Origin of the sequence: Xenorhabdus bakwenae (genome assembly GCF_030272115.1) — a bacterium.
In the GTDB taxonomy this organism is placed as follows: Bacteria; Pseudomonadota; Gammaproteobacteria; order Enterobacterales; family Enterobacteriaceae; genus Xenorhabdus; species Xenorhabdus bakwenae.
Genome location: NZ_CP119194.1, coordinates 1932198 through 1948091, shown reverse-complemented (window position 1 = coordinate 1948091; position 15894 = coordinate 1932198). Strand labels below are relative to the sequence as shown.

Below are 15894 nucleotides of genomic sequence, written 5' to 3'. Positions count from 1 at the left end.
GTTATTTTCGTATTGTATTTTCTAAATCATAGCCACTATTTCACAGGACACGCGATTTTAAACTGAGAAAAAGAAAACCTTTGTTTTATTATACCGAAAAATCCAATTCTCCATCTCAATAGTGCTAACACCTTCAATAATAAAGATAAAAATCCGTTATTAACTGACGAAAGTCGTCTGAATATGTGTCATCTGAGGAACGAATCGTTAATTCACTCACCTGGATGTCCTGTTCTTGCCGTGACAATCCCAATAATAAACGATGCAACGGCTTATCTTGCCTGTCACGAACATTGACGCGGAAATGGGTAAACCACCCCAAATCTGACGCCATTTTTTCAAATTGTTCACCAATTTCATAAGGGAGTACCAGACAAAATAACCCTGTCGGCGTAAGCAATGACCGTACACACGCCAATAACCCCTGATGCGTCAATGACTCCGTATAACGCGCCTGATTGCGAGCTTTGTTTCGACATGCAATCGCCGGCTCAAAGTAGGGAGGATTGCTAACAATCAAATCGTATTGCGCGTTAATTTTCCGCAACGCATTTTGTTGCATATGTTGTCGCACGAAACCGTGAATATCCTGCTGATATACCGTAATGCGAGAAGGCCACGGTGATTGCTGTACATTATCCACAGCCTGCATTGCAGCAAGGCCATCCAGCTCCACCGCATCAATAAAGGTATCTTCTTTTGTACGTTGGGCTATCATCAACGCAATCAAACCACTGCCACATCCAATATCCAGACATCTTTTCCTGTTATATACTGGTGCCCAGGCGCCCAACAACACACCATCCGTCCCGACTTTCATCGCACATTTATCATGTCCAACAAAAAACTGTTTAAATGTAAAACCACCGCGGCGAAAAGCGGGTTTCTGTATCGATGCCATAACCTATTCTGCTGAAATTAGAATTTCTCATAGCATAAATCTTATGGACGATGGATAAAAGTAACCTGCCTATTGGATGCTTTTATAGGATGAAGAATACGACTAACCTGTTTATAATCGCTGTCATTATTTTATTAATCAATAATATATATAACATAGGGGTGCTATTGGGGTGCTATTGGGGTGCTGATACTATAGCACCCATATAGTTTTGACGGGTTTTGCTAGCTTATTTTTTAGCCTGCATTCTTTCCACTTCTTTTACGGCCAGCTCTCTTTGTTCGTCAATGTATGCAGCCAGATCATTCACATGAACGATTCTCGGTGATTTTTGACTGTCAGTTAATTTGTATGTAGGAATATTCAGCTTTCCTTCATTTGCTTTGCGTTCCGCAGTTCCGGGACTCATTTTGAGGTATCTTTCTGCTATGGCCGACAAAGGAATTTGCGAAGTTTCAAATTCCGCCATTAACAAGAACGTCGTGTTCATCTTCATTTCTCAACTCCTTTCCGGTATCCTGCATGCCAGATTGCATCGGTGATATCAGCCGGATCGCCCCATACTGAGGCGATGATTTGTGTGAGATGGAATGAGTTATTGGTCATAACTTACCCCTTTCATTGGAGCAGGAACATCATCCATATAGCACCAGTGCGTGACTTCATCGTTTTCGTGTTCTGACCATTGCTGCGTGTCGGTATCCCAGTAGTCGTAACCTGCACGGGAAATAGAACCAAAAGAAACATAAACAAGACACAGGCGAAGCCATGCACCATCATTCTCTGGCATTCTTTCTTGAACACTGACCCAAGGAATGACTGGCGGATTATTATTTGCATCCGCCTTCTTCAACAACCAGTCTGCCCATTCGCGCCCGTCGTCGATGTGACCGGATAAACCAATTTCATTTTGTGCGTTATCGATGCTGATCATTGCTGTTCCTCCCTCTTTTTTATTTCGTGGCCCACTTTTTGGCGGTGCTCATTTGTCATTTTCGGTCTCCCTGCAATTACACTCGACATGGCATGACGACAAACAGAGGATCGCCATAACGCTGATTGATGTTGTCGCCAAACTTCATTAAACAGGCGCCTGTCATACCGGATGGATACATAGAAACAGGAATAAACTTCGAATCATCCCCAAACATTTTGTGAGGATAGGCCAAGTATTCCGCTTGAAAGTGAGGAATGACGTTTTCCACTTTCTTTGGGATAACCCGGTCTAAATCAGGAAAGCGGCCATCCAGTGTTGATAAGACGGTAAACCCAACCCTCACCCCCGCAATATCTCTGTGCACGGCATAAGGCTCTTTGGTGAAATGTAGTTCCGTTGTCTCTGCTTTCTTTGGGATTTTCCCGTGAAACTGGGCGATAGCTTTACGGCGAGTGTTAATACCATGCTCCAACCGTAAGGCCACGTGGCCGTTTGTTGCTTCCAGATATTTAGGGGTGATATGCACGCCACACAGGTAATAATGCGGGTCTTTTTTAGCCACACAGACCAATGCGGCGCGTAATAAATTGGAGTTAATAATCATTGCTTATCCTCCCATCCAATAACCTGAAAGATCCCCATCTTGGGATGCGACCAGCGAGTGCCACGTTTTTCTGCTTCCCCCATCATCAATCGGAACGCACTCATGAAATCTTCTTTGAATACGACCTTCATCGGGCGGGGCTGTCCATCCGGCGTCATAACAGTGACACTTTGTGTAGGAACGTTGTACTGCTCAGCCAGAGTGCGGCATTTGCTATTGGTTAGCCCTGATTCGGTCGCAGCCAGAGAGAACCCAATCCAACCTACGGGGATAGTCCCGCGCTTGATTTGCTCGACAGTTTCTTGCACCTGATCCACTTTTTCTTCAACGTGGTTAATTTGGCGTTGCTGTTGGGCGGTATGACTGGCGATTCTGGCTATCATTTCAAGCTCGCTCAGTGCTGTTTGTGGTGCACGAAAGTAGCTGTTCACTAATTCCCGTTGAATCTGCCAAGCTAAGTCGTCAGTGAAAGATTTAACCAACATCAAGTAACCAGACTCAGTAATGACAACACCTTTAGGTGTGAAGTCTGAAAATACACCACCGGGAAGGTTGCGACGAATTTCGTCGGAACCTAGTTCGTAGTAATCTACATCCTCAATGAATCGGGGTTTGTGTTCACGAAAGTTTCTTCCGGCTGTTCCCTCTGGTCTCGCGTGAACCTGATCAATCATTGAAAACGTCACAACACGCTGCTCTTGATATTCCACGACAGGCATTTGGGTTTTATTAATGGTGATTACTTCATTTTTATTAGTCATGCTCAATATCCTCTGATTTATATCCCATCTTTTTTAATAATCGACGCTGATTTCTGGTTAACGGTGTGTTATATGGACTATTTAAAATTTGCTCCGGTGAGCCATTAAATTCTTTTTGGTTATTTAAAATATCCTCGCCCGTTGTTTCGCAGCCTGAAAAACGCATATAGTGAATATGTGGTAAATATATTCCATAAAGTCCCTGTCGGGTTTTACTTCTTTTTTTTATTTTCGCCATTACCACCCCTCCTGTATTTTGATTTGTGCTTTTCGGACACAGCGCAAATTATTTTTGATACATTCCTGCTCTTGTTTTTTATCATGGGATAATGAAAGAGCCTCACCCCATTTCTCAGCAGCACGACGAAATAAACTTCTGTATTCTAAGAGTTGTGCTAATTCCTTTGTCTGTTCATATACTGTCATTATTCACCACCTGCTTTCTCATGTGCTTTTTTAATTCCGAAGCTATGCGCTTATTTTCATTGATTCTTAACACCTTGCTGTAACTGTTATGTAATGAGTGTCTTTTTTCATTATGTAATTGGCGATATTCAGCCCATAGTTGAGTATTAAGACTGGTTGCTAAGTTTTTAGCTTTTCCCCAATATTCGGCGGCAAGGTCGTACTTTTCTTCTTTCTCTTTCTGGATGGCTGTATTAGCAAAATCCAAATATGTTTTCTTTGTCATGTTATTGACTCCGTTTTCTTGGCAATGAGTTTCAATATCTCATTCATAAACTCATTGCCCTCTTTGGTTAAATTTCCAAACTTGGTGTAAAAACTGTTATATGTCCTTACAATAAGTTCCTCTGCTTCCTGTCTGCTCTTAAGTGCAAATACATCTAATTCAAAAAATCGGATTAAGGCTATATTCAATATTTCTTCGTCTAAATCCAGTTGGTAATTAAATCTCCCTGCCTTTACAATAACAGAGTGACAACCATGTTTCTTTTGTAATGCACTGAGTTTGACGTAAATAAGAGTCTTTCGCTTTCTTTCAAGCAAAGCTGATTGTGTCATTTTCTATTCTCCGTTTTTGGAGTGAGCAATCCCCCAGCGATGGCGCTGTAATTAAATTTGTATTGTTGTTTTTATTATTCTAATTCGGCTATCTGTATTTCTAACTCAGATATCTTTTCATGTAATGAATTAATTTCATTCATTGCTTTTGAATACTTTTTCTGTAGTGCTATCTTTTCTTTCTCTCGCCTGATATCGGCTTTCAGTTCTTCCAGCACCTGAGCTTGCCGTTCCATAAACTCAGGGCGCATCTTGCCAAGTTCAAATGCAGTGGTTCCGTCTTCCTGCTTAACTTTTTTGCTGGGGAAGTTACTTTCCTTGCCTTCCTTGTTAAACTCTCTCTGCGCCCGAACATAGGCCAGTTTATTTAACGCGCCACTCTCACTCAAATACGCTTTGTTGGCACCACGAACGACATAAACTTCACGTGGTTCGATCAGGATTTCCAAATCAGTTACGTTTTCAATGGGTTTAAATGTTGTCATGGTTATTCTACTCCTCTGACTCGTGCTATTTCTTGTCCTGCTGCAATAATATATTCTGATATTATGACCAATGCAGTAGTGGTATCATTATCTTCTCCGGCATCAATAAGATTACTTATTAGCACCCTTGAACTTTCAATTGCATTTCTAGCTGGTTCTAATTCTATTTTCAAATTAGAACTTGTTTTTTTTGTTTCGATAACTGCATCAAGAATACAATCTAATTCGTTAATGTCCCGATATTGATTCATTGATAATGTGCGTACAGCGCGTAACATTGCGTGAGTATCAGCGCTAGCTTCATTTTCAACCACTTTTAACAACGGAAGTAATACAGCCTGCATTTCTTCATTAAGTTCAAGTGCGCTCTGTAAATAAGATTTAGCGCCAATTAATCTGTTCATGTCATTTATCCTTTTTTATTTTCTTTATAAATCAAAATTAATTTATTCTGTTTTGTATCAATTATTAACTCACTCCAGCTTACCTTGAAATGAGCTGGAGTTGATTAACAATCATCGGTGGGGTTTAATTGAAAACATTACGGCACCTATATAGATAATCTGGTCTTTTGTGCCTTTAAGCAAAGAGCCAAATTAAAAACAATATAAATAAAAAAACAAATATCATATTAAAGCGCTTTGAAAACGATCTGTCGTTTTCTTCTTTTTTCAATTTTTCTTTAATTTCACGCGTTTGTCGCTCTATCTCCTTAATTTCACGTTCATGTTTATAAGATTCATGATCAATGGGGGGATATATTGAACGCAATGTGTTGTCGGGAATCTTGCAATCTTTGTAGGCCATAAACTTTATTAGCTCTAGTGTCATTCGAGCGTCTGTAAGCGCTCTATGAGCTTCACCAAAAACTAATATATCACTGTCATAAATTGCGTCAGTAAGTTTATGCCATTTGTAATCACCCGTTCTTTTATTTATTTCACCGTAATATTCTGCGTATAACAGCATTGCACATTCTGATTTTATTCTTGGTGTAGGCAATTCATATTTTTTACATGTTTTCCTAATAATCCTTGTGTCATAGGATTTGTTGTAAATAATAACTGTTTTTCCTTTAACTATTTCTCTGTATTTTTTATAAATATCACTCCATGTTGGCGCATGTTTAACATCTTCATTTGTGATACCATGTATTTTTATAGCATCAGAAGGAATGATTTTTTGTGGTTTAATTAGCGTGTCTAATAAAATATCACCATGAGAATTTATAATACTAATTTCAATGATTTCATCATCGTTTTTTAAGCCCGTTGTTTCTGTATCCAATACAATAGTATCTTCCTCTAATAATGTCTCTGTAAATAATTTTATCTGTTTACGATTTAGCATATTTATAACCTATATAATGAAATAATAGGTCATTGTACATATGCATCGTTTTGTTCGTATTATTGTTATTGATTAAAGAGACTTTTGTCACATAGAGAAATTTATCGATCGCAAAAATATGTCAGTATGCTAGCTTTCGGCTTCCATGCTTACGCTCTCGCTGTAATCTCCCCAGATTTAGAGCTGCGGCGGAATTTTGTTTTAGTTGAATAAATAGCTGTGTTAGGTAAGCAGCAATTGCTTAAATTATCATGCATCGGAGTATTTTTAATTGATATTGCTTTCTCTACCCGATCCATTGCTTTTCTGTTCAGAGATAATATTGAACGTGATGGCTCTATTGATATTTCTGATTTAATACTATCAATATTACTGAATGCTTTTTGTAATTGAGTGTTGATGTTATGCGCTTCTTGAAGCTCTTTTCTGCGCTCGTGCCTTCTTTTTCTTGCATTATCATAGCCATGAAAATTATGCATATACCAATCTAACTTGAAGATGCCGGTTTTAAAATCTGAAAATTGTCAGTCAGTCGAGTCGTCAGTTCTTTCGCTTTTTCGGGCAAAGTGACATGAAAAAAGTGACGAAGGGTTTGACGGAACGTCTTCGCATTCGGAAAATAGACATTGTTACGCACTTGCTCATTCATATATTTCCACAATCGCTCTATCGGATTGAGGTTTGGGCTGTAAGGCGGTAGGTAATGCAATTCAATATTCAGGACATACGCAATATCTTTCACCAACTCGGCTCGGTGGTAACCCGCACCATCCAGAATAATATGGATTTTTTGCGAAAGCGGGTAAGTTTCCCGGATCGCCCCGAAGAAATACGCGATATTTTCAGCATTGATGCTCGGATATTCACGGATCACGGTGTCTTCAATACGTTGTAAATTGAGGGCACCCAGAATATTGAGACGGGTACGACTGCCGGTGGTTTCGATCTCTTTTACCTGATTCTTTCCCGCTTTCATCCAGCCATAGCTGAGCTTTGTGGATTGTGAAGGATGCACCGCATCAATAAATAGGATAGGCTCATTCTGACCCGCTTCATCTTTCAGAGATTGGTAGTAATCAATAAATTGTTGCTGTTTATTCGCATCGAATTTATGAAGCACTCCCTTGGTTTTTTGTAGCTGAAACCTTGGCGGTGAAGCCATTTCGTTATTCCGCCCACGCTGAAAGAGACCTGCCAACGTGTTCGGACATAGGCCACAATTTGAGTGGTAGTATGCATCAAATTTGTCGTCAAATAGTCAATCAGGTCGGCGGTTTGTTCGGCAGAGAGATGGCTTTCAGAGCCGCCATTTTCCGGGGTGAGCTTTTCCTGCGCGATGAAATCTTTTAGGTGACGGCTTACCGTACTTTCATGAATACGCAAGGCCTGTGCAATCATCTGGGCAGTCCAGCCCTCTGACGCTAAAAGCACGGCCTTGATGCGATCACAGACTCGACTATCACGAGTAGTATCATGCATCAATTCGAGGGCGCGTTTTTGTTCTGGTGTCAGATGAATTTTCATGGTTGCAAGCATGATCTGGTTTGGATAAGAAATCAAGCATCTTCAATGGCGATAGGTATATATCCCCCTTAGTTAATTTTTGATTGAGTAGTTTTCACATCTCAGTCAGCAATTAACTGGTAAGAATGGTGCGCTTTTTCAGCGCTATCTGTTAAAGAGCAGCGGTGGTAAATCTGGTATTGTTACAATTCGGTATTACTGATTATCGAATCATCCAGTCATTCATATGCCACTGGCGGCTACTTCGTGGGCGTCCTGCCTGTTCGATGCGTTTTAAGTTAACTTAACAAGTAAGTCAACAGCAAACTTAAAATTACTTAAGTTAAAATAAAGATATCTTGATTTTATATTGCCTAAAATAAAAAAGGAAAACAAAGAGAGGTAGATATGGGCAGATAAAAACCCTCCGTAGAGGGTTTCTGGTTGTATGTTTATAAGGCTATGGAAGTCTTGCTATTCTTACATCCACAACAACACCAATGATTTTACAATTCCCATTGATTGATACCATTCTGTACTGTGGGTTGAGGGGTTTAAGGTAATGATTGCCAGCATCAACAATGTACTGTTTAAATGTTACTTCGTTTTCGTCCCCTAATTTAGCGACAACCAATTTACGGTTAGTTGGCGTTATTTCGGGATCCACTAAAATCATCATTCCTTCCGGTATACTCAGTCCGGATGGCGATGTCATTGAGTCACCTTTTACTTCCAACCAAAAGGAATCACCAGAACAACTAACGGTGGTTTTATGCCAGCCATCAATGGATTTTCTATGGTAGGGCTTCACCACTTCACTCCAATTTCCAGCACAATTCCAACTAATTAACGGATATCCTTGTTCTGTCCTATTGGGTTTTATAGAAATGTCCAAATTGTCAACAAATGCGTCTTTAAGAATGTATTCAGGTGAACATCCTAGAGCGGATGCTAGTGCCAGTAAATTATCTCCTTTGGGTTCAGTCTCTTCTTTTTCCCATTGAGAAATGGCCACATGTGAAACCCCAACAAGTTTGCCGAGTTCTCGTTGGGTGAGGTTAAGTCTTTTTCTGCACAATCTGATGCGCACGCCGATAGATGTTTTCATAGTTAAGTGATCTTAAATCTTCTTGACTTAAGATTCCTTTAGTTGAATAATTCAAGTTAACTTAAATGGAGATTATAGACATGTTCAAAGATGAAGCAATTAAGTTTTTCGGTAGCCAGAGAATTATCGCTGAGAAATTACATGTATCCGACGCGGCTGTTTCTCAATGGAAAAAGATCATTCCTGAGCGAGCAGCTCTCAAACTAAACCGGATAACCAATGGTCAATTGAAATATAGACCGAATTTATACAACAAAATTGCATAGTAGCAACATCCGCTCTTTAACATCTCTGTGCTGAAAAAGCACGCTTTTAATATATCGCCTATCGTCAGGATAGACGACAACTCTTTATTTTTATTTTTATCAAACAAAATTTAATCAAAATCTCACCTCAGTAATTTTGCACATAGAACGCGTCTATCAATGCGCGCAAAAAGGCAAATTCCAACCGTGAATATATATCCAATCCACAACGTAATAATGCCCGAAATTTATCAGCCGGGTGACGCGGAATTTATTCAGAAGATTCTTTCCGCCATGTCCAACTCAACCATGCGGGAATATGCAAGGAATAAATACGCAGACATCTACAAACTTCGTCGGGATGAAGATCCCGTTCCGTACCGCAGGGATAACACAGGCGCTAGGGCCGCCAACACGTGGCTCAGACTGTTTTTCAAGAAAAATCACAGATCGATGAAAGGTTATACAGAAGCACCGTTGTTAGCCCCGAAAGCACAGCCAAGGACACAGCCCAATTTGGAGGTTGCTTCGGACTGGGAGCTAACAGATAACACCGAAATGGCTGTGTCTTCTGGCAGTGGGAACGGTGGTTAGGAGATCACTGGGGCTGAACATGAAAAAACAGCCAAGTGAGAATGATTATCAAAGTGGGGAAAAGCCAAAAAAAAACTGGCAATGACGAAAAAGTAATAAATATGTACCCCCCTATTTTTTTGGACTAAATGAGAATGATTATCAAAAAAGAAGAAGCAGAAAAGATCATCCAAAAACACCGTGCTTTTGTGAACTGGAAACCAGCACGCGCCGTGGCTGAGCTAGTGTCAGCGGGGATGTCAGAAACCGAAGCAATGGCAATGGTCAAAGCAAACGCACCGGAGCGGAAAGCGCATAAGCCCCACAACAGTCACGCAAAGCCCGTAAATCTGGAAGCACTGAGTACTCATTACATCGTGGTCGGTGATTACGATTTGCTGAGCCTCAATCACCAAGACGCACTGATTGCTGCCATCCGAAACGGCAAAGGTAAGAGTTCATGGCGTGACGAATCAATGGCGGTAACTTTGTTCGGATTAGTCAAGGCCTACCCGATCATCACTACAGCCGAAGTAAATAAATTCCTCAACCGTGGCGCATTTATCGACAGCATTCCGCTGTTTATTGACGGAAAGGTACCTGCGCGAATTATCACACGGCAGCACAGAAAAATAAACAGGGAGTAACGTCATGCTAGAAATTACCCCTAAGTTTGCTCAGGAACGTGCTTTGAACATGCTGCGTCAAGACTGGAAGCGCTTTAATTCTTTCATGGTGTACGCCCCCACAGGTGCAGGCAAGACAGCCCTGTCAGCATTCATTATTGACGGCTTTGTATCAAAGGGGATGAAGGTCATGATGATCTGCCCGTTTACCGTGTTGATAAATCAGACTGCGCAGCGCTTTATCGAGTATGGATTACCGGAGGATGAAATCGCTTTTATCTGGCGTGACCACCCCCATCAAGACCCGACAAAACTGATTCAGATTGCGTCGGCTGACACGCTGATCCGTCGTGACTTCCCCGAAGATATTAATCTGCTGGTGATTGATGAAGCGCACCTGAAGCGTAAAAAGATACTGGAAGAAATCACCCGGCTGACCACCGAGACGGACTGCAAGGTGATCGGCTTGTCGGGAACCCCTTTCTCGCCGTTCTTGGGTCACTACTACCAGAGGCTGATAAAGCCAACCACGATAAAAGAGTTAATCCAGCGGGGTGATCTGAGTGCTTATGAGTTTTATGCCCCCACTAAACCCGATTTAACCGGGGTGAAATCATCTCAAAGCGCTGAGTACGGCAGCGACTACAAAGAAGACGAAATCGCCGAGATCATGTGCGGGGCTGATTTGGTCGGCGATGTGGTCAGCAGTTGGCTGAAATTGGGTGAAAACCTGCCAACCGTGTGTTTCTGCGTGAATGTCAGTCACGCCAATTTCGTCACGATGGGGTTTAACCGTGCTGGTGTGAATGCGGAGGTAATGACCGCCAATACCCCGCATGATGAGCGTGACCTGATTATTCATCGCTTTGAGCAGGGCGCAACGAAAATCATCGTCAATGTGGGCGTGCTGGTGGCGGGTTTTGACAGTGACGTGCGGTGCATCATTTACGCCCGTCCTACTAAGTCAGAAATCCGCTGGCTCCAGTCAATCGGCAGAGGCTTACGTACCGCCAAGGGTAAGGACCGGTGCGTCATTCTGGATCACTCCGGTACTGTTCACCGCCTCGGCTATCCCGACGATATCGAATATGACGAACTGCCCCGCAAGAACGACGGCATGAAAACCCACGCCAGTCACCGGGAGCAGGAAAAGCACGAGAAATTACCGAAAGAGTGCTCATCCTGTCATTACATGAAGCCCGCTGGCGTTTATGTCTGTCCGAAGTGTGGGTTTAAGCCACTGGCAGGCAAGGATGTTGAGGTGGATACCAGCCGCACCATTCAGAAGCTCAGCAAGAAAGAGCGTATCTACACGCAGGCTGAAAAGCAGAGTTTCTATTCACAGCTGAAATATTACCAGAACCAGCGGGCTTCACAGGGTAAGGCGGTCAGTGACGGTTGGGTATCCAACACGTTTAAAGACAAATTCGGCATCTGGCCGCGTGGGTTCCATGATGCTCCTCAGGAACTGACACCCGAAGTGAATAACTTCATCAAACACAAACAGATTGCGTGGGCGAAAAGCCGCAAGAAAGCCGAACAGCCGTCCAGCCACGAACAGCAGGGGCTAAACCTTGAAGTGGCCCGCCATAAGGTACGTGAAATACGTGAAAAATTAGGTGCACCATCATATCAGGGAGACACACAGTGAACAGAATAAAAACCGCTGATGCTGTTATCGGCCGCTGGCCTGAAATCTTCGCTTATTACAAATTGCCGCCCGTGACGGGAAAGCACCACTTTAAAGGGAAGTGTCCGATATGCGGGCAGAAAGGGAAGTTTCGCATTGATGATCGTGATGGCAGAGGGACGTTTATTTGCACCTGCAATGCGGGTGATGGCTGGAAACTGCTCACCCTGACACAGGGTAAGGAGTATAAAACGCTAGCCGATGAGATTGATCTGCTACTGGGTATCCAGTCCGATAAACGCAGCGTGGTGAAAAAAAGAGACGAACATCACCACGTTCAGAAACAGAGTCACTGGCTGCTACGCTGGTTTACCCGGCCTGAAAGGGACATCGGGCGAGGCCTACCTGAGAAACCGGGGCATTCACGTTCTGCCTGCCGACAATGTGCGGTATTGCGCCGAACAACCAGTGCATAACGGAACACTGCAAGCGATCTGGGCGCTGGCTACCGATTCAAAAGGGCTGGCGTGCTACCTGCATCGGACGTATTTAGACGGGGATCGAAAAGCCTCGCTAGACGTTGTTAAGAAAATGAACTCATTACAAGAAGATAGTTATTTGGCACACGTTCAATCGGTGGCGATCCGTCTTTTTCCGGTCGATTCAACGCTGGGTATTGCAGAAGGGATCGAGACAGCACTGTCCTGTAAGCAAATTTACGGTGTCAATACTTGGTCAACCATGAATGCCGGGCACATGGCGAAATTCATTGCCCCGCAGGGGGTGAAACACCTCGTTGTCTTTGCCGATACCGACTGGAGCGCGACAGGTCACGCAGCTGCGATGGAGTGCGCCCGCAAGAATTTATCCGCCCATAACGACGTAGAAAAGGTCAGTGTTCGCTGGCCGGACAGTGGCGACTTCAACGACATGCTCCAGAACGGGGATGAAGCGAGAGAGTTGATATTTATGAAAAAAAGCACGGGAGATGGCATAATGCGTGATATTCAATTAGTACTGGAACGCTGGGGAGCATGGGCTGCGGCAGACAATAGCGATGTGGATTGGTCGCCAATAGCGGCAGGTTTTAAAGGACTGCTACCGTATACCAGTAAATCACGCTTCCAGTGCACAGATGATGAAGGGATTATGGTTGATGGTTGTGTTGCCAGGTTAAAAAAACATCGTCCTGATGAATACGAGTTGGTGATATTACACTACGTATATGGCATCTCACTGAGAAAGATCGCGAAATGGCGGAAGTGTTCGGATGGAACTGTGCGGAAAGAGGTCATGCTTCCAATCATTAGATTGTTGTAGTAAACTCCCCACTTTTTATTACTGGTGAGATATGGCTAAAGTTGATGTGGTTTGTCGTTACTGTCACAAAGCGGAAGAGGTCAAAGGGCATGGAAAAGGAAGCAGCGGACATCAGCGTTATCACTGTTATGCCTGCCGTAAAACCTTTCAACTGAATTACACCTACCAAGCCTGCAAACCCGGAATGAAAGATCAGATTGTGGATATGGCTGCGAATAATGGCGGTATCAGAGACACCGCTCGTGTCCTGAAGGTGGGTATCAACACCGTTCTTCGTACCCTAAAAAACTCGAACCCAGACAGGTAACTACACTGCCGCTGGCCGCAAATAATATTCATATTATCTGCGAAATTGATGAACAATGGTCTTTTGTCGGTAACAAGAAGAATCAGCGCTGGCTTTGGTATGCCTGGGAACCGGAGCAAAAGCAAATAATCGCGCACGTATTGGGGGATCGCAGCAGGAAAACACTGAGCAAATTGCTGGCACTTCTGGCTCCTTTCGAAATTCAATTTTTCTGTACCGATAATTATGCCGTTTACGATTGCCTTTCTGAGGAAAAACACTTTAGAGGGAAGAAATTTACTCAACGTATCGAAAGAACCAATCTGACCTTACGTACTCGCATCAAGAGACTGAATCGGAAAACGATCTGTTATTCCAAATCCGAAGAAATGCATGACAAAGTGATAGGCACTTTCATTGAGCGTGAATACTATCTTCCAAAGGTTATCTAACTATTGGGTGCATGACCTGTCCTTTTAGTTCAGATCGATATCTTTACCGGTGATTTGTACTGCCCCGCTGGCCTCAAATTTGAACTCACTGCCCTGTATTGTGATTTTGCCGGCACTGTCCATGCGCAGGACACTCGCGCCGCAGCGCAGCTCAATCACATCCCCGGCCGTGATGGAGAGGGTATTGCTGACGTTGACCTGCTTGTGCGTCCCGACCGTGATAATGTAGTCCTTGCCTGTGGTGAGTTTGCGCACTTCCTGCACCGTTTCCGTGCTGTTGAGGGTGACGGTCTCCGCTTTATTCTCATTAACCTTGATGGTCTGGTTTTTCTCCACCGTTTCGCTGTGGTTGGCGAGCACATGGGTATCGCGGTTATTGAGTACCAGAGTCGTCATGTCTTTTTGCGCATGCAGGGCCAGCCGTTCACTGCCTTTCGCATCCTCAAACAGCAGTTCATTGTAACCCTCGCCTTTATGGGTTTTGGAGCGGAAGGCCATCTGGGTTTTGCTGCCCGGTAAGGCACCCGGCGGAAGGTTGCTGGCATGGTAGGTGCGACCGGTGACGATGGGCTGATCCGGGTCGCCGTGCAGGAAATCCACCACCACTTCCTGCCCGATACGCGGGATAGCCAGCATCCCCCAGCCTTGCCCCGCCCACGGTTGGGTGACGCGGATCCAGCAGGAGCTTTGGTCATCACTCTTGCCATAGCGATCCCACGGGAATTGCAGGCGCACCCGCCCGTACTGGTCACAGAATATTTCTTCCCCGGCCGGCCCCACTACCTTGGCGATTTGCGGGCCATCGATGACGGGTTTGGGTAACGGTGCCGGGCGCCAGTGCTGGTTCTGGCGGATAAAGTAGAAGTGGCTGTTCAGCGTGGTGCCGGAGCCTGCGCTGCTCGTTTCCAGTGCCTGCGGCTGGCTGCCGCTGTGGCGGGTGGAGACGGTCTGCCATGATTGGTTCAGGTCTAAGCGGGGATGATTATCGAGGATGAACAGTCTGCCCGGTTGCAGGGCTATCGCATTGCCGCTGCCTTCTCCGGTCATGGCGTTGCTACGCAGCGCTTCAAGACGGTAGCGGGTGAAGGCTTTGCCGTGCGCCTCATCCTTGAAACGCCCCGGATAATCGTAGTGTTCGTAGTAGAGCTGTTGCAGGTTTTCGTCCCGTATCTGCTGATGAAATTCGGCTGGCCATGCGGGATTTTTGAAGGTGTAATCCTTAAGTTGCACTTGAGCCGGACGCACCTGGGCGCTGTGGGTCAGGCTGCTGACCGCCGGTTCACCCAGCGTGCTGCCCTCGCCCGGTTGATAGGGCAGGCGGATGCCCGGTGGTACCGAGCCGCAGTCATCGGCAAACACCAGCGTGTTACGCCCGTTGCTGCATTCGAAGAAGTAGAAAATCCCCTCTTCCGCGGTCAATCGTTGCAGGAAATTGAAGTCACTTTCCTGGTACTGTACGCAGAATTCGCGCTCCGGGTGCGGGTGGCGCAGGTTGAACACCACGTCGCGGATGCTGTGCTCTTTGAGGATATTGGTGATGATGCCGGTGATATTGAGTTGCTGGAAGATACGCGAGTTCTGGCGCAGGGTGGTGCGCCACAGGTCGGGGCGGATGCTCATCCGGTAGGTGGTCTGGTGCAGGCCGGTGTTGCCTTGCTCAAAGCGGGTGACGATGCCCGTGACGCTGCGCTGTTCAACACCATTGAGCAGGACAGTGAGCGTTGCCGTGCGGTCAAGCACCAGCGGAAAGTCAATGGCGGAGTCGGCACTGGCCAGCCCCACTTCCAGTAGGAATGGGCGCGAGAAATGTTCGTCCAGACTGAAATCGGTGACGACAAAGGTTTGCGCCGGCAATCTGCCCGCCGTCAGGGTGAACAGCAGGCCGCTGGGGTCGGCTCCACCGCCCAGCCCCAGTATTTGGCCCAGTTGTTGCAGGATTTTTTCTGCCCCCAGATTACCCGCCACGGCTTTGGCGGCCAGCCCCGGCGCACCGAGTGCTTTGCTGGTCCCGCTGGCAAAACTCCCGCCGGGGAGCAGGCTGCCAGTACTGAGACTACCGAGTGATTTACCTGCCCCGCCGGCAAAGCCGC

At 45.0% G+C, this 15894-nt stretch carries 21 protein-coding genes and 2 pseudogenes; 7 read left to right on the top strand and 16 right to left on the bottom strand.

What is annotated here, in order from left to right; all coding sequences use genetic code 11:
* Window positions 1-133 precede the first annotated feature (133 nt).
* The 15 genes and pseudogenes from trmN to PXH59_RS09850 all read right to left on the bottom strand — a co-directional run bounded on the left by trmN (window position 134) and on the right by PXH59_RS09850 (window position 8672).
* Window positions 134-901 (bottom strand): tRNA(1)(Val) (adenine(37)-N(6))-methyltransferase TrmN, encoded by a 768-nt coding sequence (gene trmN / locus PXH59_RS09920; protein WP_047768515.1) that lies wholly within the window; start codon window positions 899-901, stop codon window positions 134-136.
* Between the two features lie 229 nt (window positions 902-1130).
* Complete coding sequence (locus PXH59_RS09915; protein WP_047768541.1) at window positions 1131-1391, bottom strand: pyocin activator PrtN family protein; 261 nt, start codon at window positions 1389-1391, stop codon at window positions 1131-1133.
* 105 nt (window positions 1392-1496) lie between these two features.
* Entirely contained in the window at window positions 1497-1835 is a 339-nt protein-coding gene (locus tag PXH59_RS09910; RefSeq protein ID WP_285811522.1) for a DUF551 domain-containing protein, read from the bottom strand.
* A 76-nt stretch (window positions 1836-1911) separates the two neighbouring features.
* A complete protein-coding gene (locus tag PXH59_RS09905; RefSeq protein WP_285811521.1) occupies window positions 1912-2442 on the bottom strand; it encodes a beta clamp domain-containing protein in 531 nt (176 codons plus the stop codon).
* Complete coding sequence (locus tag PXH59_RS09900; RefSeq protein WP_285811519.1) at window positions 2439-3203, bottom strand: ORF6N domain-containing protein; 765 nt, start codon at window positions 3201-3203, stop codon at window positions 2439-2441. Before PXH59_RS09900 ends, PXH59_RS09905 begins: the two co-directional genes overlap by 4 nt.
* A complete protein-coding gene (locus PXH59_RS09895) occupies window positions 3196-3441 on the bottom strand; it encodes a hypothetical protein (RefSeq protein ID WP_285811518.1) in 246 nt (81 codons plus the stop codon). Before PXH59_RS09895 ends, PXH59_RS09900 begins: the two co-directional genes overlap by 8 nt.
* Complete coding sequence (locus PXH59_RS09890) at window positions 3441-3629, bottom strand: PerC family transcriptional regulator (RefSeq protein WP_285811516.1); 189 nt, start codon at window positions 3627-3629, stop codon at window positions 3441-3443. Before PXH59_RS09890 ends, PXH59_RS09895 begins: the two co-directional genes overlap by 1 nt.
* Window positions 3616-3894 carry an ANR family transcriptional regulator gene (locus PXH59_RS09885; protein WP_285811515.1) on the bottom strand — a complete coding sequence of 93 codons (279 nt, stop codon included), beginning with the start codon at window positions 3892-3894 and terminating at the stop codon, window positions 3616-3618. Before PXH59_RS09885 ends, PXH59_RS09890 begins: the two co-directional genes overlap by 14 nt.
* Window positions 3891-4226, bottom strand: coding sequence for a hypothetical protein (locus PXH59_RS09880; RefSeq protein WP_285811514.1), 336 nt, complete (start codon window positions 4224-4226; stop codon window positions 3891-3893). The genes PXH59_RS09885 and PXH59_RS09880 overlap by 4 nt, the downstream gene beginning before the upstream one ends.
* Before the next feature lie 74 nt (window positions 4227-4300).
* A complete protein-coding gene (locus tag PXH59_RS09875; protein WP_285811513.1) occupies window positions 4301-4711 on the bottom strand; it encodes a hypothetical protein in 411 nt (136 codons plus the stop codon).
* A 2-nt stretch (window positions 4712-4713) separates the two neighbouring features.
* Complete coding sequence (locus PXH59_RS09870; RefSeq protein ID WP_285811511.1) at window positions 4714-5115, bottom strand: hypothetical protein; 402 nt, start codon at window positions 5113-5115, stop codon at window positions 4714-4716.
* Window positions 5116-5290: 175 nt separating this feature from the next.
* Window positions 5291-6061, bottom strand: coding sequence for a 3'-5' exonuclease (locus PXH59_RS09865; RefSeq protein WP_285811509.1), 771 nt, complete (start codon window positions 6059-6061; stop codon window positions 5291-5293).
* Between the two features lie 149 nt (window positions 6062-6210).
* On the bottom strand, window positions 6211-6540 hold the full coding sequence (locus tag PXH59_RS09860) for a transcriptional antitermination N peptide (RefSeq protein WP_285811508.1): 330 nt from the start codon (window positions 6538-6540) through the stop codon (window positions 6211-6213).
* 8 nt (window positions 6541-6548) lie between these two features.
* A pseudogene (locus tag PXH59_RS09855) lies at window positions 6549-7585 on the bottom strand (IS630 family transposase).
* Between the two features lie 439 nt (window positions 7586-8024).
* Entirely contained in the window at window positions 8025-8672 is a 648-nt protein-coding gene (locus PXH59_RS09850; RefSeq protein ID WP_285811507.1) for a LexA family protein, read from the bottom strand.
* Window positions 8673-8752: 80 nt separating this feature from the next.
* Between PXH59_RS09850 and PXH59_RS09845 the strand changes: the two genes are divergently transcribed.
* The 7 genes and pseudogenes from PXH59_RS09845 to PXH59_RS09815 all read left to right on the top strand — a co-directional run bounded on the left by PXH59_RS09845 (window position 8753) and on the right by PXH59_RS09815 (window position 13804).
* Entirely contained in the window at window positions 8753-8938 is a 186-nt protein-coding gene (locus tag PXH59_RS09845; protein ID WP_285811506.1) for a Cro/CI family transcriptional regulator, read from the top strand.
* A gap of 273 nt (window positions 8939-9211) precedes the next feature.
* A complete protein-coding gene (locus PXH59_RS09840) occupies window positions 9212-9511 on the top strand; it encodes a hypothetical protein (RefSeq protein ID WP_285811505.1) in 300 nt (99 codons plus the stop codon).
* Between the two features lie 134 nt (window positions 9512-9645).
* Window positions 9646-10137 carry a hypothetical protein gene (locus PXH59_RS09835; RefSeq protein ID WP_285811504.1) on the top strand — a complete coding sequence of 164 codons (492 nt, stop codon included), beginning with the start codon at window positions 9646-9648 and terminating at the stop codon, window positions 10135-10137.
* A 49-nt stretch (window positions 10138-10186) separates the two neighbouring features.
* A complete protein-coding gene (locus PXH59_RS09830; RefSeq protein ID WP_285811730.1) occupies window positions 10187-11767 on the top strand; it encodes a DEAD/DEAH box helicase in 1581 nt (526 codons plus the stop codon).
* A 5-nt stretch (window positions 11768-11772) separates the two neighbouring features.
* Window positions 11773-12724, top strand: a pseudogene (locus PXH59_RS09825) (toprim domain-containing protein); the annotation flags it as partial.
* Between the two features lie 18 nt (window positions 12725-12742).
* Window positions 12743-13066: an antiterminator Q family protein gene (locus PXH59_RS09820; protein WP_285811728.1), complete on the top strand. Its 324-nt coding sequence runs from the start codon at window positions 12743-12745 to the stop codon at window positions 13064-13066.
* Between the two features lie 31 nt (window positions 13067-13097).
* A protein-coding gene (locus PXH59_RS09815; RefSeq protein WP_285808308.1) for an IS1 family transposase occupies window positions 13098-13804 on the top strand; the annotation gives its coding sequence in 2 pieces (ribosomal slippage) (window positions 13098-13347 and window positions 13347-13804; 708 coding nt in all).
* A gap of 24 nt (window positions 13805-13828) precedes the next feature.
* On the opposite strand, the gene PXH59_RS09810 is transcribed toward PXH59_RS09815, so the two are convergent.
* Complete coding sequence (locus PXH59_RS09810) at window positions 13829-15742, bottom strand: type VI secretion system Vgr family protein (RefSeq protein ID WP_285811726.1); 1914 nt, start codon at window positions 15740-15742, stop codon at window positions 13829-13831.
* Window positions 15743-15894: the final 152 nt, after the last annotated feature.

Coding starts and splice junctions, on each gene's coding strand:
- PXH59_RS09835 (WP_285811504.1), top strand. CDS start 9,646: ATGATTATCAAAAAAGAAGAAGCAGAAAAGATCATCCAAAAACACCGT.
- PXH59_RS09830 (WP_285811730.1), top strand. CDS start 10,187: ATGCTGCGTCAAGACTGGAAGCGCTTTAATTCTTTCATGGTGTACGCC.
- PXH59_RS09910 (WP_285811522.1), bottom strand. CDS start 1,835: ATGATCAGCATCGATAACGCACAAAATGAAATTGGTTTATCCGGTCAC.
- PXH59_RS09820 (WP_285811728.1), top strand. CDS start 12,743: ATGCGTGATATTCAATTAGTACTGGAACGCTGGGGAGCATGGGCTGCG.
- PXH59_RS09900 (WP_285811519.1), bottom strand. CDS start 3,203: ATGACTAATAAAAATGAAGTAATCACCATTAATAAAACCCAAATGCCT.
- PXH59_RS09850 (WP_285811507.1), bottom strand. CDS start 8,672: ATGAAAACATCTATCGGCGTGCGCATCAGATTGTGCAGAAAAAGACTT.
- PXH59_RS09885 (WP_285811515.1), bottom strand. CDS start 3,894: ATGACAAAGAAAACATATTTGGATTTTGCTAATACAGCCATCCAGAAA.
- PXH59_RS09880 (WP_285811514.1), bottom strand. CDS start 4,226: ATGACACAATCAGCTTTGCTTGAAAGAAAGCGAAAGACTCTTATTTAC.
- PXH59_RS09865 (WP_285811509.1), bottom strand. CDS start 6,061: ATGCTAAATCGTAAACAGATAAAATTATTTACAGAGACATTATTAGAG.
- PXH59_RS09890 (WP_285811516.1), bottom strand. CDS start 3,629: ATGACAGTATATGAACAGACAAAGGAATTAGCACAACTCTTAGAATAC.
- trmN (WP_047768515.1), bottom strand. CDS start 901: ATGGCATCGATACAGAAACCCGCTTTTCGCCGCGGTGGTTTTACATTT.
- PXH59_RS09905 (WP_285811521.1), bottom strand. CDS start 2,442: ATGATTATTAACTCCAATTTATTACGCGCCGCATTGGTCTGTGTGGCT.
- PXH59_RS09915 (WP_047768541.1), bottom strand. CDS start 1,391: ATGAACACGACGTTCTTGTTAATGGCGGAATTTGAAACTTCGCAAATT.
- PXH59_RS09875 (WP_285811513.1), bottom strand. CDS start 4,711: ATGACAACATTTAAACCCATTGAAAACGTAACTGATTTGGAAATCCTG.
- PXH59_RS09895 (WP_285811518.1), bottom strand. CDS start 3,441: ATGGCGAAAATAAAAAAAAGAAGTAAAACCCGACAGGGACTTTATGGA.
- PXH59_RS09870 (WP_285811511.1), bottom strand. CDS start 5,115: ATGAACAGATTAATTGGCGCTAAATCTTATTTACAGAGCGCACTTGAA.
- PXH59_RS09860 (WP_285811508.1), bottom strand. CDS start 6,540: ATGCATAATTTTCATGGCTATGATAATGCAAGAAAAAGAAGGCACGAG.
- PXH59_RS09840 (WP_285811505.1), top strand. CDS start 9,212: ATGTCCAACTCAACCATGCGGGAATATGCAAGGAATAAATACGCAGAC.
- PXH59_RS09845 (WP_285811506.1), top strand. CDS start 8,753: ATGTTCAAAGATGAAGCAATTAAGTTTTTCGGTAGCCAGAGAATTATC.